Annotated in this window: 12 protein-coding genes; 2 read left to right on the top strand and 10 right to left on the bottom strand. The window is 63.5% G+C overall.

What is annotated here, in order from left to right:
• Nucleotides 1-91: 91 nt before the first annotated feature.
• Entirely contained in the window at nucleotides 92-2,728 is a 2,637-nt protein-coding gene (locus tag A477_RS0113610) for a trehalase-like domain-containing protein (RefSeq protein ID WP_017199530.1), read from the top strand.
• Between the two features lie 88 nt (nucleotides 2,729-2,816).
• Here the strand turns inward: A477_RS0113610 and A477_RS0113605 are convergent, their stop codons facing one another.
• The 6 genes from A477_RS0113605 to A477_RS0113580 all read right to left on the bottom strand — a co-directional run bounded on the left by A477_RS0113605 (nucleotide 2,817) and on the right by A477_RS0113580 (nucleotide 9,492).
• On the bottom strand, nucleotides 2,817-3,743 hold the full coding sequence (locus tag A477_RS0113605) for an AEC family transporter (RefSeq protein WP_017199529.1): 927 nt from the start codon (nucleotides 3,741-3,743) through the stop codon (nucleotides 2,817-2,819).
• 133 nt (nucleotides 3,744-3,876) lie between these two features.
• On the bottom strand, nucleotides 3,877-4,308 hold the full coding sequence (gene panD, locus A477_RS0113600) for an aspartate 1-decarboxylase (protein WP_017199528.1): 432 nt from the start codon (nucleotides 4,306-4,308) through the stop codon (nucleotides 3,877-3,879).
• Nucleotides 4,309-4,320: 12 nt separating this feature from the next.
• Complete coding sequence (locus tag A477_RS0113595; protein ID WP_017199527.1) at nucleotides 4,321-5,859, bottom strand: rhamnulokinase; 1,539 nt, start codon at nucleotides 5,857-5,859, stop codon at nucleotides 4,321-4,323.
• A gap of 8 nt (nucleotides 5,860-5,867) precedes the next feature.
• Nucleotides 5,868-7,907: a bifunctional rhamnulose-1-phosphate aldolase/short-chain dehydrogenase gene (locus tag A477_RS0113590; RefSeq protein WP_017199526.1), complete on the bottom strand. Its 2,040-nt coding sequence runs from the start codon at nucleotides 7,905-7,907 to the stop codon at nucleotides 5,868-5,870.
• 2 nt (nucleotides 7,908-7,909) lie between these two features.
• Nucleotides 7,910-9,088: an L-rhamnose isomerase gene (gene rhaI, locus A477_RS0113585; protein ID WP_017199525.1), complete on the bottom strand. Its 1,179-nt coding sequence runs from the start codon at nucleotides 9,086-9,088 to the stop codon at nucleotides 7,910-7,912.
• Nucleotides 9,085-9,492 (bottom strand): L-rhamnose mutarotase, encoded by a 408-nt coding sequence (locus tag A477_RS0113580; protein WP_017199524.1) that lies wholly within the window; start codon nucleotides 9,490-9,492, stop codon nucleotides 9,085-9,087. Before A477_RS0113580 ends, rhaI begins: the two co-directional genes overlap by 4 nt.
• A 126-nt stretch (nucleotides 9,493-9,618) precedes the next feature.
• On the opposite strand from A477_RS0113580, the gene A477_RS0113575 reads away from it, so the two are divergent.
• Nucleotides 9,619-10,635 (top strand): LacI family DNA-binding transcriptional regulator, encoded by a 1,017-nt coding sequence (locus A477_RS0113575; protein ID WP_017199523.1) that lies wholly within the window; start codon nucleotides 9,619-9,621, stop codon nucleotides 10,633-10,635.
• A gap of 27 nt (nucleotides 10,636-10,662) precedes the next feature.
• Here the strand turns inward: A477_RS0113575 and A477_RS0113570 are convergent, their stop codons facing one another.
• From A477_RS0113570 to araB, 4 genes are all read right to left on the bottom strand, one after another.
• Complete coding sequence (locus A477_RS0113570; RefSeq protein ID WP_017199522.1) at nucleotides 10,663-11,559, bottom strand: aldose 1-epimerase family protein; 897 nt, start codon at nucleotides 11,557-11,559, stop codon at nucleotides 10,663-10,665.
• Nucleotides 11,556-13,091 (bottom strand): L-arabinose isomerase, encoded by a 1,536-nt coding sequence (gene araA / locus A477_RS0113565; protein ID WP_017199521.1) that lies wholly within the window; start codon nucleotides 13,089-13,091, stop codon nucleotides 11,556-11,558. The genes A477_RS0113570 and araA overlap by 4 nt, the downstream gene beginning before the upstream one ends.
• A 104-nt stretch (nucleotides 13,092-13,195) precedes the next feature.
• Nucleotides 13,196-13,903, bottom strand: a complete 708-nt coding sequence (locus tag A477_RS0113560) for an L-ribulose-5-phosphate 4-epimerase (RefSeq protein ID WP_017199520.1) — start codon at nucleotides 13,901-13,903, stop codon at nucleotides 13,196-13,198.
• On the bottom strand, nucleotides 13,900-15,651 hold the full coding sequence (araB, locus tag A477_RS0113555) for a ribulokinase (protein WP_017199519.1): 1,752 nt from the start codon (nucleotides 15,649-15,651) through the stop codon (nucleotides 13,900-13,902). The genes A477_RS0113560 and araB overlap by 4 nt, the downstream gene beginning before the upstream one ends.
• Nucleotides 15,652-15,700: the final 49 nt, after the last annotated feature.

Here is a 15,700-nt window from a genome sequence, read left to right as displayed (position 1 = left end):
AGGAAAAGCTTTACTTATTTGCAATCTACTAGGTAGTCAAGTGAAACCGGACGGGCGGAGACTGTAGCTATCCGCTTCGGAAGGATTCGCCATGCCTACGCACCTGAACCAAGCAGTAGCCGATTCGGCGCTGCTCATGAAATCGCTTCCGCTTGGCCTCCTTCGCACCGTCCTCCAGTCTGACGCGGAGAACGGCATCACGCCGCAGCTATTCGCGGAACTCAGGGCACTGGCCAGGGTTCCCGGCCTGCTGGTCGCCTGCAACTACGGTGGAACGCTCTGCTCGGCCGAGGGTGTGTCAACGGAAACGTTGCCCCTGGATAGCGCCGCCGTGGCCCTCCGCGCACTGGCCGCCTTGCCCAATACGCACACGGCCATCATCTCCGGACGCTCATTGCGGGATCTCGCAGCAGTTTCCCGGCTTCCGGCGGAGGTCCATCTGGTGGGTTCCCATGGCGTGGAGTTCGACATGGGCTACGCCTACACCTTGTCGCTCGCCACGGAGCAGTTGCTTCAACACGTGGCCACGGCGCTGACTGAAGCCGTTGCTTTCGAGAAGGGCATCAGTATTGTCCGAAAGCCCGTTGGGGTTGCCGTGCACACCCGGCCGGCGACGCCCGAGGTAGTGGAGCGGGTGATTTTCGTATCGCAGAAGATCGCCATCGAGTTCGGGCTGTATTTCATCATCGATGGAACGGTGCTGGATTTGACCGTGGAGGAACCAGCCAAAGGCCAGGCGCTGGAGCAGCTCCGGGCACGGCTTGGGGTAAGTGCTGCGCTGTATGCCGGCGACGCCGAAAGCGACGAAAAGGCAATAGCCACCCTGCGCGGTCCTGACCTCGGATTGCACGTCGGACCGGGGGATACGACGGCGGCCCACACCATCCCGGATCCGGAATCCTTTGCGCACGTGCTGGCTTTGCTGTTCGAACTGCGGCGGGCCTGGCTGTTCGGCGAGGATGCTGTGGGGCTGGAACGGCATTCGATGATTGGCAATGGAAGCTCCACGGCGTTGCTCACCCCTGACGCGAAGGTCTGCTGGATGAGCCACCCCCTTCCGGACTCCGGGTCAATATTTGCCCACATTCTTGGGGGTGAGCCCGCTGGCCACTTCAGCATCGAGCCGGTGAAGGCATCGCAGGTACTGGCGCAGCGATATGTGGACAACACCATGATCGTTGAGACGCGCTGGGCCGATGTCACGGTGATTGACTACTTGGAGCCGGCACCCGAGGGCATCACCAGCTTGGTGCGTGTCCTCTCCGGGACGGGTACTGCGCGCATAGTGTTTGCGCCGCGGCCGGACTACGCCAATGCGCCCTTCAGCATGGAGATCCGGGGCGACGAAGTCCACATCATGGGCACTTCGGATCCGATCATCCTGTCCGCACCAGGGGTTCAATTCCGGATCAGCAGCGACAGCAAATACGCCACTGCCACCGCCGAAGTTCCCCTCCACAACGGGCCCGTTGTGCTGAACCTTCGCTGCGGTGACACTGAGCCGCCGCCCGCGGACCCTGCAGGGGAACCGAACCGGCGTGCCGGCGTCGGGCAGTCTTCCCGGGAGTGGATCAAGGCGCTGCAGCTGCCCACCATCAAAACTTCCTTGGTGCGCCGCTCCGCCCTGGTGCTGAAGTCGCTCGTCCACGAGCCCACCGGGGCAGTGCTGGCCGCGCCCACCACATCGCTGCCTGAGGGCATTGGCGGGACCCGCAACTGGGATTACCGGTATTGCTGGCTGCGTGACGGGTCCATGACCGTGAATGCACTGGTGTCGTTGGGCTCCACGCGGGAGGCCGATGGGTTCCTGGCCTGGCTGGACCGCATCCTCAAGAACGCACCAGGGCCCGAGTGGCTGCATCCCCTCTACTCCGTGACCGGCGCGCCGCTCTCCACGGAGGCAATCGTGGAGAGCCTGCCCGGTTATGCGGGTTCGCGACCCGTCCGGATCGGCAACGCAGCAGATCACCAGGTGCAGTTGGACGTGTTCGGCCCCATTGCCGAGCTGATCCACGATCTCGCCGAGCGGCGTGGATTCCTGCCCGATGAACATTGGTTCCTGATGGAGCAGATGGCACATGCGGTGCTTGCCCGTTGGCACGAGCCCGATCACGGGATTTGGGAAGCCCGCAGGCCCCCGAGGCACCACGTGTACACCAAGGTGATGTGTTGGGTCACGCTGGACAAGGCCCTCCGGGCTGCCGCTTTGCACGGGCGCCAACCCCACGCTGATTGGGCTCCCACTGCCGAAACGATCCGCGAGGAAGTCCTCAGCGAGGGCTGGGATTCGTCTGCAATGTCCTACACAGTGGCTTACGACAGCCCCGACCTCGACGCCGCCGTCCTTCACATAGGACTTTCCGGCTTGCTGGATGTTCAGGACCAGCGGTTCCTGGATACGGTCACAGCCGTTGAGCGCGAGTTGCGCGTGGGGCCCACCGTTTTCCGGTACAGATACGACGACGGGCTGCCTGGCTTGGAGGGCGGCTTCCACATCTGCACCACTTGGCTGATCGAGGCGTACCTTGCCGTTGGCCGCTTGGATGATGCCCTGGAGCTGTTCAACCAGTTGGTGGCATTGTTCGGACCCACAGGCTTGCTGCCGGAGGAGTACGATCCCGGCACGGAAACGCACTTGGGCAACCATCCGCAGGCATACTCGCATCTGGGCTTCATTCGCTGCGCGCAGCTGCTGGACTACTATCTGGCCAGCGCGGACGTGGAGTAACCCAACCAGGACGCAGGTCGGGCCGTTCTGAACGCACTCAACGGCTTGATCTGCTACCTGCCTGCTTGATCTGCTACGTGCCTGGGAGTCAGGCGAGCAGGAGCGCCACGGCGATCATGGCCGGCACTGCCACGATGGTGGTGATGAGAACGGTGTCCTTGGCCACGGTGATTCCCGCTTGGTAGCGGTTCGCGGCGACGAACACGTTCTGCGCGGTAGGCAACGCAGAGGTGACCACCACCGCGAAGAGGGCATGCCCGTCCATGCCCAAGGCGAACCGGGCGAACAAGTACGCGATCAACGGGTGGACAATGAGCTTGAACCCGCTGGCCAGCAAGGTATCCAACCTGCGACCTGCGGTTTTTTGCAGTGGCTTGGATCCGTTCAGGCTCATGCCGAAGGACATCAACATGGCCGGAATCGCGGCACCGCCGATCAGGTGGATGGGCTCCAGAATCAGGGTCGGGACGTGGAAGCCCGTGCCCGCCACCAGAAGTCCCAGGGCTGAGCCAACGATCATGGGATTCCTCACGATCATCAGCAGGAAGCGGAGGAACGTGGTGCGGTGTGAGCTGGTGCTGGCATCGAGGGCCATGAGGTACATCGGGGTGAAGAACGCCAACTGGAAGATCAGCAGCGGCGCCACATAGCTGGCGTCACCCAGCACAAAGACGGCAATGGGGATGCCGAGGTTGGCTGAGTTTGCCAAGGACGCGCTCATGGAGGACATGAGGGCTTCCGGCATGGTTCGTTTCAGCCAGAACTTCACGATCAGGAAGAACAACAGGCCCGTCGCTACGGCCCCTACGGCAGTGACCAGGAGGGGAGCAGCGAAAACGTCATGCAGTTTGGCTTTGCTCAGGGTCTCGAACAGCAAAGCAGGGCTCGCCACGAAGAACGTCAGCGAACTCAGCACCGACCGGGCGTTCTCGCCCAGGATGTTCCGCCGTCCAACAAACATGCCCACCAGGATGATGGCCCACACCACGAAGAACCCGGACAGGACGCCGATCATGGAGCTGTGCGAGCGGAGGCTGGTTGGGTCACGAATGACAGCTTAGCCACAAACGCGATCTGAGTAAGCGTTTTCTCGGGAGAGTTCCGTCATACGGACATTGAGGACACCCGTCGAACGTTGCTGTTGCGACCTAGCTAAGGTGCGCTGCGTTACTGAGCGCGTGGGGCGGGCGCATAAGTCCTGGAGTGTGGCCCTCCGCGGGGTCGTTGTCGAGCTGCAGGATTTTGTTGTCCTTGCCCACGTGGACAACCCGCGGCTCGTAAGTCCGTGCCTCTTCCGTGGTCATCTCCGCGTAGGTGATAAGGATGACGGTGTCGCCAACGTGGACCATGTGGGCTGCCGCGCCGTTGATCCCGATCACGCCGGAACCCCGCTCGCCGGCAATCGTGTACGTTTCCAGCCGGGCCCCGTTGGTGACGTCAACAATGGAGACGAGCTCACCGGGCAGGATGTCGGCCGCATCCAGGAGGTCCAGGTCGACAGTGACCGAACCGACGTAATGAAGGTCGGCGTGGGTCACCGTTGCGCGGTGGATCTTGGACTTGAACATTGTGCGGATCATAATGCGATCAGTTTAGCGCGGCACCCTCACCCGGCGCTGTGACGTACCAGACTCCAGACCTGCCGGCTCGTAGTGTTCCAGTGCGGTTCCCGCCACCACCAACGCACGCAGCTCGGCCAACCCGCCGGCCACCGCCCCGGCTGCCCGGGCCTGGACCAGGACATTGCCTTGGGCCGTTGCTTCAACAGGTCCCGCGACCACAGGCTTACCGGTTGCGTCAGCAGTAAGCTGGCAAAGGAGCCGGTTCTGCGAACCGCCACCCACAATGTGCACCACGCCGGTGCTCCGGCCGGTGAGCCGCTCGGCGTCGGCCAATGTGCGCGCATATCCGGCCGCGAGGCTATCCATAATGCAACGCACGACGGCGGCGGGCCGGTCCGGGAGCACTGCACCTGTGTTGCGCACGGCTGCCCGGATACGGTCCGGCATGTTGTCCGGCGCGGTGAACGCAGGATCATCGGCATTGATCTGCGGACCGCCGGCAGGGAGCGCAGCAGCTGAGTCAAGCAAAGCCGGGAGCGACTGGCTGAATCCCTGGACAGCCCACGTACGCTGGCATTCGCTCAACAGCCACAGGCCACCCACGTTGCGGAGGTAGCGGATGGTGCCGTCCACGCCGCGTTCGTTGGTGAAGTTGGCCTTGCGGCTCGCTTCGGTGAGCACCGGGGCGTCCAACTCCACGCCCACAAGGGACCAAGTGCCAGAGGAGATGTAGGCGAAATCTGCTTGCCCGGTTGTACCCGGACCCTGAGACGGGACGGCGGCGACTGCGGACGCTGTGTCATGCGAACCCACGGCCACCACGGTGGTGTCGGCGGGCAACCCCGTTTGCTCAAGGACCGAGGACAGAAGCGTACCCACGGGTTCGCCGGGTTGGATGAGCGGCGGGAAGATGTTCCTGGGCAGTCCCAGGGCATCCAGGACTTCCGTTGCCCACTCGCCCGAAACGGCGTCGAAAAGGCCGGTGGTGGAAGCATTTGTAGCCTCGGTCCGGCGCTCACCCGTGAGAAGGAACGCGATCAGGTCCGGGATCAGGAGTGCCTGCACACCGTCCAGGTTCGGTTCTGCCGCAAGCTGGTACACGGTGTTGAACTGCAAGTACTGCAAGCCAGTAGTGGCATACAGCTTCTCCGGGGAAATGACGGCATGGACCCGCTCAACGGTGCCGCGGCTGCGCTCGTCCCGGTAGCTGTACGGCTGCGCCGTGAGTTCGCCGGCTTTGTCCACCAAGCCGTAGTCGACAGCCCAGGTGTCGATCCCGATGCTAACGATGCGCTCGCCGTTCTCACGTGCCGCGGTAGCGGCGGCCGCCAGGCCCTTAAGCAGCTCAGCGAACAGGGCGTCGAAGTCCCAGCGGAGGCCGCCGTGGAGCTCTATGACGCCGTTGGGGAAGCGATGAATGGTTTCCAGGGACACCCCGGACTCAGGTGAGACGCGGCCCAGCATGACACGGCCGGAGGAGGCGCCGATGTCGACGGCGGCAAACACTGCGGGAGCGGACACCGCCCCGGCGTATGCCGGGGCGGTGCTCGCGGTGGTTCCGTTGTTCACTGTCAGTCCTAGCGCAGGAATGCTGCCGCAACGCCGGCGTCCACGGGGATGTGGAGGCCGGTGGTGTGGGACAGTTCGTTGCTGGTGAGGACGGCGGTGGCGTTGGCGACGTGCTCGGGGAGGACTTCGCGCTTGAGGAGCGTGCGCTGGGCGTAGTACTTGCCCAGTTCCTGCTCGTCTACGCCGTACACGGCAGCCCTCTTGGCGCCCCAGCCGCCGGCGAAGATGCCGGAGCCGCGGACCACGCCGTCGGGGTTGATGCCGTTGACGCGAACGCCGTATTCGCCCAGTTCAGCGGCGAGCAGGCGGACCTGGTGGGCCTGGTCTGCTTTGGTGGCGGAGTACGCGATGTTGTTGGGGCCGGCGAATACGGAGTTCTTGGAGGAGATGTAGATGATGTCTCCGCCCAGGCCCTGATCGATCATGACCTTGGCGGCGGCCTTGGATACCAGGAACGAACCCTTGGCCATGACGTTGTGCTGGAGGTCCCAGTCCTTCTCGGTGGTTTCCAGCAGCGGCTTGGAGATGGAGAGGCCGGCGTTGTTGACCACCAGGTCCAGGCCACCGAACGCGAGCACGGCTTCCTGGATTGCGGCGGCGATCTGGGTTTCGTCGGTCACGTCCGCCTGGACGCCGATGGCGACGTCGGAACCGCCCAGTTCCTCGGCCACCTTGTGGGCGTTCTCGAGGTTCAGGTCGGCAATGACTACGCACGCGCCGTCGGACACCAGCCGGGTGGCGATCGCCTTGCCAATACCCGACGCCGCTCCGGTCACCAGCGCGATGCGGGTGGCGTGGGACTTGGGCTTGGGCATCCGGGCGAGCTTGGCTTCTTCCAGTGCCCAGTACTCGATGCGGAACTTCTCGGATTCCCCGATCGGGGCGTAGGTGGAGATGGCCTCGGCGCCGCGCATCACGTTGATGGCGTTGATGTAGAACTCGCCGGCCACGCGAGCGGTCTGCTTGTCCTTGCCGAAGGAGAACATGCCAACGCCGGGAACCAGCACGATGGCCGGGTCTGCGCCGCGCAGTGCCGGGCTGTCGGCGTCGGCATGCCGGTCGTAGTACGCCTGGTAATCCTCACGGTAGGCCGCGTGGAGTTCCTTGAGGCGGTTGAGCGCTTGTTCGAGAGGGGCATCGGCAGGGAGGTCCAGGACCAGCGGCTTGACCTTGGTGCGAAGGAAGTGGTCCGGGCAGGAGGTGCCCAGGGCACCAAGGCGCGGGTGCTCCGCCGACTCAAGGAATTCAAGGACCACGGCGTCATCACTGAAGTGCCCCAGTTGTGGCTTGTCCGTGGAGGCCAGGCCGCGGATTACGGGTGCGAGGGCAGCAGCCCTGGCTTTGCGCTCGGCTTCGGGGAGGGCGCCATAGCCGGGGAGCTTGGCGCCGAAAGGCTCGGCCTTGCCGTTTTCCTTGATGTAGTTCTCGGCCTGATCGATGATCCAGAGCGAGTTAGTCTCGGCCTCTTCGCTGGTGGCTCCCCACGCGGTGATGCCGTGGCCGCCCAGGATGGTGCCGATGGCCTGCGGGTTGGCTTCCTTGATTGCGGCGATGTCCAGGCCCAGCTGGAAGCCGGGGCGACGCCACGGAACCCAGACAACTTTGTCGCCAAAGATTTTGGAGGTCAGCGCCTCGCCGTCCACCGCGGTGGCGATGGCGATGCCCGAGTCCGGGTGCAGGTGGTCAACGTGTGCAGCATCAACGAGCCCGTGCATCGCGGTATCGATCGACGGTGCAGCGCCGCCCTTACCGTGTAGGCAGTAATCGAACGCGGCTACCATGTCGTCTTCACGCTCGACGCCGGGGTAAACAGCCTTGAGTGCCTGCAGCCGGTCCAGCCGGAGTACAGCAAGGTTCTCCGCTTTGAGCGTGCCGAGGTCGCCACCGGAGCCCTTGACCCAGAGGAGCTCAACGTCCTGGCCCGTGACCGGGTCCTTCCCAGTGCCTTTGGCGGAGGTGTTGCCGCCGGCGAAGTTGGTGTTCCGCTTGTCCGCGCCGAGGCGGTTGGAGCGGGAAATCAGGTCTTCAACGGTCTTGTTGGTAGTCATGCTTATGCGCCCCATCCGGCTTGCTGGCCGCCTGCGCGGTCCTCGTTGATCTTCTTCTGGTAGCCGCTGGCCTTGTACGCGGCCATCGGGTCGGCAGGCAGGCCGCGGGATTCGCGCCACTCGGCCAGGAGCGGGCGGACATCGGTGTAGAAAGCATCGTTGAAGATGCCATTCGCGGCCAGGACATCCCCGGCACGCTGGGCTTCGGAGAGCGCCGCGGTGTCCACCAGCAGGGCGCGGGCCGTCATTTCCTGGACGTTCAGGACCGAGCGGATCTGGCCGGGAATCTTCTCTTCAAGGTTGTGGCACTGGTCGAGCATCAGCGCGACGCCGGACTCTTTTCCTGACGACTTGCCGAAGCCGCCACCACGGATGACCTCGTGCATGATGCGGAACAACTGGAACGGATCGGCCGCACCAACAATCAGGTCGTCGTCGGCATAGAAGCGGGAGTTGAAATCGAAGGAGCCCAGCTTGCCCAGGCGCAGGAGCTGCATCACGATGAACTCGATGTTGGTGCCCGGAGCGTGGTGGCCGGTGTCCAGGCAGACGAACGCCTTCTCGCCCAAGGCGAGGGTCTGCGCGTAGGAAGTACCCCAGTCCGGAACATCGGTGTGATAAAACGCCGGCTCAAAGAACTTGTACTCCAGGACCAGGCGCTGCTCGTCTCCGAGGCCCGCGTAGATCTCTTGGAGGGACTCCGCGAGGCGGTCCTGGCGGCCGCGGATGTCGTCCTGGCCCGGGTAGTTGGTGCCGTCAGCGAGCCAGATCTTCAGGTCCTTGGACCCGGTGGCGTGCATGATGTCGATGCACTCAAGGTGGTGGTCGATGGCGCGACGGCGCACTGACTCGTTGGACGAGGTCAGCGAGCCGAACTTGTACTCGTCATCCTGGAAAGTGTTGGAGTTGATAGTGCCCAGTCCAACGCCCAAGCCGGCGGCGTATTCGCGCAGGGCGGCGTAGTCATCCACCTTGTCCCACGGAATGTGCAGCGCCACGGTGGGTGCCAGCCCCGTCAGCTCGTGAACCTTGGCGGCGTCGGCGATCTTTTCCTGTACCGTGCGGGGAGTACCAGGGGTGCCGAAGACCTTGAACCGGGTCCCGGAGTTTCCGTAGGCCCAGGACGGCACTTCAATGGCCAGTTCCCCTAGACGGCCCAGGGCCGATTCTGTGGTGTTCATGCTTGTTCCTTTAGGTATTCGCGGGTTGGGTCTGTGTCTATGCGTGCTGTGCCGGGGGCATCTGCGACGATGCCGGCAGCGTCAAGCTGGTCTTCGAGGTTGAAAACTTCTTCAACGATTTCAAAGGCCTGGTCCGGAGGGACGTCGCTGTCTGCGAAGAGGGTGGCCATCTCTGCTTGCCACCGGGCATTGACCTCAGTCACAGCCATACGGGCTCTGGCTGCCTCGTAGTTTTCGCATTCCAAATAGCCGATCAATTGGCCGTCCGAAGCGAGGAACAGTGAGTAGTTGTTCCACCCTGCGTTTTTCAGTGCGGACAGCATCTCCGGCCATACGGCGGCGTGGCGCTGCTTGTACTCGGCCATTAGTTCCGGCTGGACTGATGAACGGAAACAAACCCTCATGTGCGGATCTCCAGGGTTACTCGTCTTTGAATCGTTTCATTTGTTACGATTCAAATTACCCTCGTACACGGGAGGGTGTCAAGGCGTTTCCAACACCTTGACGTCAGCCAGCGGAGATCGGAAAGCATGTCGCAGACAGCCAGCATCAAAGACGTTGCAACCCACGCCCAAGTAGCAGTGGGAACTGTTTCCAATGTGCTGAACTATCCGGATCGGGTTTCGCAGAGGACCAAGGAACGCGTCCTGAAATCCATCGCTGAACTTGGCTTTGTCCGCAACGACGCCGCCCGCCAACTCCGCGCCGGACAAAGCAGGACCATCGGCTTGATCGTGCTCGACGTTGGAAACCCTTTCTTCTCCTCCGTGGCTCGTGCGGCGGAAGATGCGGCGACGACTTTGGGCAGCGTCGTCCTTGTGGGGGATAGCGGCCAGGACGCTTCGCGGGAAGCCCACTATATGGACCTGTTCCAAGAGCAGCGCGTCCAAGGCCTGCTGATTTCGCCGGTCGGCGACGTGGGTCAGCGGATCGATACCCTCCGCGAACGGGGAGTCCCAACGGTCCTGGTGGATGAACTCGCCGACACCGAGCGTTGCAGCTCAGTCTCCGTAGATGATGAGGAAGGCGGCTATTTGGCCGCCAAGCACCTGTTGGACATAGGCCGCCGTCGTCTGGCTTTTGTTGGCACGCCCTCCATCCGCCAGGTGGCAAGCCGACTCAAGGGCGCGCAGCGCGCTGTCGGTGAAGTATCGGATGCCAGCATTGAGGTGCTCGACTCCGAAGGGCAGACTGTCCTGACCGGCCGAAAGGTGGGCAACAGCTTGGTGGAACGCTCCCCGGAAGAGCGGCCGGAAGCCGTCTTCTGCTCCAACGACCTCCTGGCCCTCGGAGTCATGCAATCCCTGACGATGCTGCGCACTGTTCGTATTCCTGAGGACATCGCTCTCATCGGCTACGACGACATCGATTTTGCCATCTCGGCTGTGGTGCCGTTGTCGTCCATCCGCCAGCCCACTGAGGCGCTTGGCCGGACGGCGATCGAGCTGCTCGCGGAGGAGCAGGAGAGCGGCGGAACCAAACACCGGTCCGTGGTGTTCACCCCCGAGTTGGTGGTCCGGCAAAGCACCGCGGGCGCAGATAGCTAACCCCGGACGCACCACCTGGTGGGGTCTCTATAGGGCGTAGATGCTCCAGGACGCCGTGTGTTCGGCGCCGGGTTCCAGTCGGATCAGATCCGTGCCGCTGTTGAAGGCATCCGGCGGGCACGTCATGGGCTCCACAGCCAGTCCGATTCGGCCCGGGACGGGTGCCGGCTTGTCTGCCGTATGGATCTGCAGCCAAGGGCAGCTTTCGTCCCAAGACATCCCGACGCCGGTGCCCGCCGGGTCGCGTAGCGACAGCCGCGCCAGCCCGCCGTCGAACGTTATTCCTGTGAAAGCGTGGTCGATTTCCGTGCTGCCAATGGCCCGCGGGGAACGGAAGTCGAAGTCGTGGCCTTCTACGCCCACGACACCCACGGGCAGCAGCCGGTCCGGCGTGACTTCCAGGAAAGAATCGGCGGCGAACTCGAGAACCCAATCATCCAGCGGTGACGTGCCGGCCACAAGGTAAGGGTGTGGGCACACGCCGTAAGGGGCAGCGACGTCGGCGGCGTTCCGCGCTGTGACGGACGTATGAAGTCCGGCATCGTCCAGCATGAATCGAGCCGACAGCTCCACCACGAACGGGTATCCCGCCGTGGGGCCAACCGTGCAGCTTAGGGTGAGCGATCCGGCGTCGGACTCTTTCAGGGCCCACTCAAGAGGGAAGGCCAGCCCGTGCAACGCGGTGGCCCGCTCTGGTTCGTTCATCGCCACGCGGTGCTCGGCGCCGTCGAAGCTGTACGTGCCGTCCGCGATCCTGTTTGGCCACGGCGCGGCAATAACGCCACGGTAGTCCGGGATCGGACCGCCCTCCGGAAATGGGACGACAAGATCCCGGCCTTTAAACCGGAGGACGCGCAGCGCAGCCGCGCGGGCGGTCACAACTGCCGTGTAGCCGCCCGCGCTCAGCGGGAATTCGGTGCTCACAGGCCGCCAGCCAGCTTGTAATAGGCGGCGTTCCAGTTGAGCTCTTTCTTGAACTGTTTGATGGTGGTGCCTTCATCGATGGTGAGGAGCTCTGTCTTGGCGATTTCGGCGAAGTCCTCGAACACGTCCAGGCCCACCTGCGTGGACAATACCGTGTGGTGCGCGGCGCCCGCGGTGAGCCACGCGGCGGCGGAAGTAGCGAAGTTGGGCTTGGGCTCCCAGAGCGCGCGGGCTACAGGCAGGTTGGGGAGCGGCTGGTCGAGGTCGACGACGTCCACCACGTTGGCCACCAGGCGGAACCGATCGCGCATGTCGGACAGCGCGACCACGATGCCGGGGCCGGCATCAGTATCGAAGACCATGCGAACGGGGTCTTCCTTGCCGCCAATGCCCAGTGGGTGGATCTCAACACGGGGCTTTTTAGCAGTGAGCGAGGGGCAGACCTCCAGCATGTGGGCGCCCAGGATCTTCTCCGAGCCCGGCTCAAGGTGGTACGTGTAGTCCTCCATGAGCGAGGCACCGCCGGGCAGATCGCCGCCCATCACCTTGGCGGCGCGGACCAGGATCGCGGTTTTCCAGTCACCTTCGGCGCCGAAGCCGTACCCATCGGCCATGAGGCGCTGGACGGCCATTCCCGGCAACTGCCGCAGCGCCCCCAGATCCTCGAACGACGTCGTGAAAGCTGCGGAACCGTTTGCTTCCAGGAAGCCGCGGAGACCCAGCTCGATCCTGGCGCTGTAACGCAGTGACTCGTGGCGGTCGCCGCCTGCTTTAAGTTCGTCCACCACGTCGTAAAGGCGCTCATACTCGGCAACCAGGGCGTCGACGTCGGACTCTGCGGCGCCATGGACGGCGTCGGCGAGCTCGTTGACGGACCAAGTGTTGACGGAAACGCCGAAGCGGAGCTCGGCTTCAGTCTTATCGCCTTCCGTGACGGCGACGTTGCGCATGTTGTCTCCGAAGCGGGTCAACTTCAGGGTTCGGACGGCCGCCCAACCGGCCGAGGCGCGCTGCCAGGCGCCAACCTGTCGGGCAACCTCAGGGTTGCTGACATGCCCGACGACGGTCTTCCGCGGCACGCCGAGGCGCGACTGGATATATCCGAATTCGCGGTCGCCGTGCGCTGCCTGGTTGAGGTTCATGAAGTCGAAATCGATGTCAGCCCACGGAAGGTCCCGGTTAGCCTGTGTGTGCAAGTGAAGCAGTGGCTTGCGCAGGGCGTCCAGGCCCTGGATCCACATCTTCGCGGGACTGAACGTGTGCATCCACGCAGTCACGCCGATGACGGAGTCGTCTGAGTTGGCTTCCAGCGCAGTGCGACGGATGGCGTCGGAATCGGTAAGGACAGGCTTCCACACGAGCTTGACCGGGACGTTGCTGTTGGCATTGAGGACGTTGGCAATCTCCTGCGACTGCGCTGCGACCTGCTTGAGGACGTCCTCGCCGTAGAGGTGCTGGCTGCCCGTGAGGAACCAGACCTCGTACTGATCGAGGGAAGTGTTGTTGGCGGAAGTATTAGCGGCGGTAGGCATGAGGTGCTCCTGGAGTGAGGTGGTCCGAATGTTTTCTACGACGATGCAGTGACTACGTTGCTGTGACTAAGTTGCTGTGACTAAGTCGCTGTAAGCGGCGGCGCTTAGCGGCCGTAAACGTTCTGGTATCGGTCGTAGAGGGACTCGATCTTGGCTTGGTCGATGGGAAGCGGCTCGCCGAGTTGGCGGGAAATGTGGACTGTCCTGGCCACTTCCTCGCACATAACAGCAGCCTTGACGGCATCGCGGGCGGACTTGCCGATGGTGAAGGGGCCATGGTTCTGCATGAGCACCGCGGGGGAGTTGGAGTTTTTGAGCGTCTCCACGATGCCCTGCCCGATGGAATCGTCGCCGATCAACGCGAACGGTCCCACCGGAATGGGCCCGCCGAATTCGTCGCCCATCATGGTCAGCACGCAGGGGATTTCCTCACCGCGGGCAGCCCATGCCGTGGCGTAGGTGGAGTGCGTGTGGACCACGCCGCCTACCTCCGGCATGTGGCGGTAGACGTACGCGTGCGCGGCGGTATCCGATGACGGAGAAAGGTCCGGGTTGCCCCAGTCCACCGTCCCGGCGCTCCCGGTGTTGATGCCCCTGACAGGTGTGCCGTAGAGGTCGGTGACCACCATGAGCTCAGGTGTCAGGTTGTCATAGGAGACGCCGGATGGCTTGATGACCATCAGGTCATGGCCCGGGATTCGACCCGAAACGTTGCCCGCGGTCCAGACCACAAGTTCGTACCGGGTCAGTTCGGCGTGCAGCTCGCAGACTTCACTGCGGACCCTCGCGATGGCTTTCAGAAGGGTGCTCATGCCGTGGCTCCTTCCAAGGTGCTGGACTGTGAAGCTGAACCTTGTTGTCCTGAACCTTGTTGTCCTGAACCTTGGATCGCGGCGCGCTGGATGGCCTTGAGGCGGTGCATGACGTTGTTGGTGCCGCGGCCAAAGTAGTCGTGCAGAGCTTTGTACTCCTGGAAGAGGACCTCGTAGGCGGCCACGTTTTCGGGGATGGGGGTGTAGACGGCGCCGGGAGCAGCGGCCATGGAGGCGGCGGCTTCACGGATGTCCCTATACTTCCCGGCAGCAACAGCGGCGTGGATTGCCGAGCCCAGGGCAGGACCCTGCTCAGATCCGATGGTGGAGAGCTGCAGGCCGGTGATGTCGGCGTAGATCTGCATGAGGAACTTGTTCTTCAGCAGCCCGCCGGCCACGATGAATTCCTTGACGGGAACGCCGGAATCACGGAAGGCGTCCACGATGGTGCGGGTTCCGAAGGCCGTGGCTTCCAGCAGTGCCCGGTACGTGTCTTCCGGCTTGGTGGCCAGGGTCTGGCCCACCACCACGCCGGAAAGTTCATGGTCAACCAGCACTGAACGGTTGCCCGAGTGCCAGTCCAAAGCGATAAGTCCGTGCTCGCCGATTGCCTGCTTCTCAGCGAGCTCCGTGAGGAACTCGTGGATGCCCAAACCTTTGTCTTTGGCCGCCCGGTGGTACTCGGGCGGTACTCCGTTCTTGGTGAACCAGCCAAAGATGTCGCCCACACCGGACTGGCCTGCTTCGTAACCCCACAGCCCATCCACGATGCCGCCGTCGACTACCCCGCACATGCCGGGGACTTCGCGGAGGACATCCCCGTTCATGACGTGGCAGGTGGAAGTGCCCATGATCGCTACGAGCTGTCCTGGTTCAACAGCGTTCGCGGCCGGCGCGCTGACGTGGGCGTCCACGTTGCCTACTGCCACGGCGATTCCCGCAGGAAGCCCGGTCCATGCCGCGGCTTCTTCGGTGAGGTAGCCGGCGGCGTCGCCCAAGCGGCCGATGGTGTGTTCGAGTTTGCTGCTGACGAAGTCCTTGAAATCAGGATTGAGCGCAGCCAGGAAGTCTTCCGACGGGTACTTTCCATCCTGGAAGATGCCCTTGTAGCCAGCCGTGCAGGCGTTGCGGACGTAGCTGCCGCAAAGCTGCCAAACGATCCAGTCCGCAGCCTCGACCCAGTGATCCATGGTGCCGTAGACCTCCGGATCCTCCTCGAGGAGCTGAAGCCCTTTGGCGAACTCCCACTCAGAGGAAATCAGGCCGCCGTATCGTGGAAGCCAGGATTCGCTGCGTTCTTCAGCGAGCTCGTTGATGCGGTCCGCCTGCGGCTGGGCCGCGTGGTGACGCCACAGTTTGACGAACGCATGCGGCCGGTCCGCGAAGCGTTCCAGTTCGTTCAGCGGCGTGCCGTCGGCCGTCGTCGGAACCATGGTGCAAGCCGTGAAGTCGGTGGCGATACCCACCACGTTTTCCGGGTTGATGCCGGCGTCGGCGACGGCGGCCGGTACCGCATTGCGCAGGACGTCGCGGTAGTCGTTGGGCACCTGGAGGGCCCAGTCCGCGGGGAGCCGCTGGCCGCTACCCGGGAGCTTTTCTGTCACGACGGCGTGCGGATACTCGAACACGCCGCTGCCGATCTCGGCGCCGTCAGATACTCGCACCACGACAGCGCGGCCGGAGAGTGTGCCATAGTCCACGCCGATGACGAACTGCTCATCGAGGGGGAGGTTTTCAGAGGTATTCATGGGTCTCCATCCGGCTGGCCAAGGCCTCATTGCCGGGGGTCGGGGTGGA

The organism is Arthrobacter sp. M2012083 (assembly GCF_000281065.1).
In the GTDB taxonomy this organism is placed as follows: Bacteria; Actinomycetota; Actinomycetes; order Actinomycetales; family Micrococcaceae; genus Arthrobacter.
Note: the sequence above shows the minus strand (reverse complement) of the source record. Positions and strands in the feature narration are given on the sequence as shown.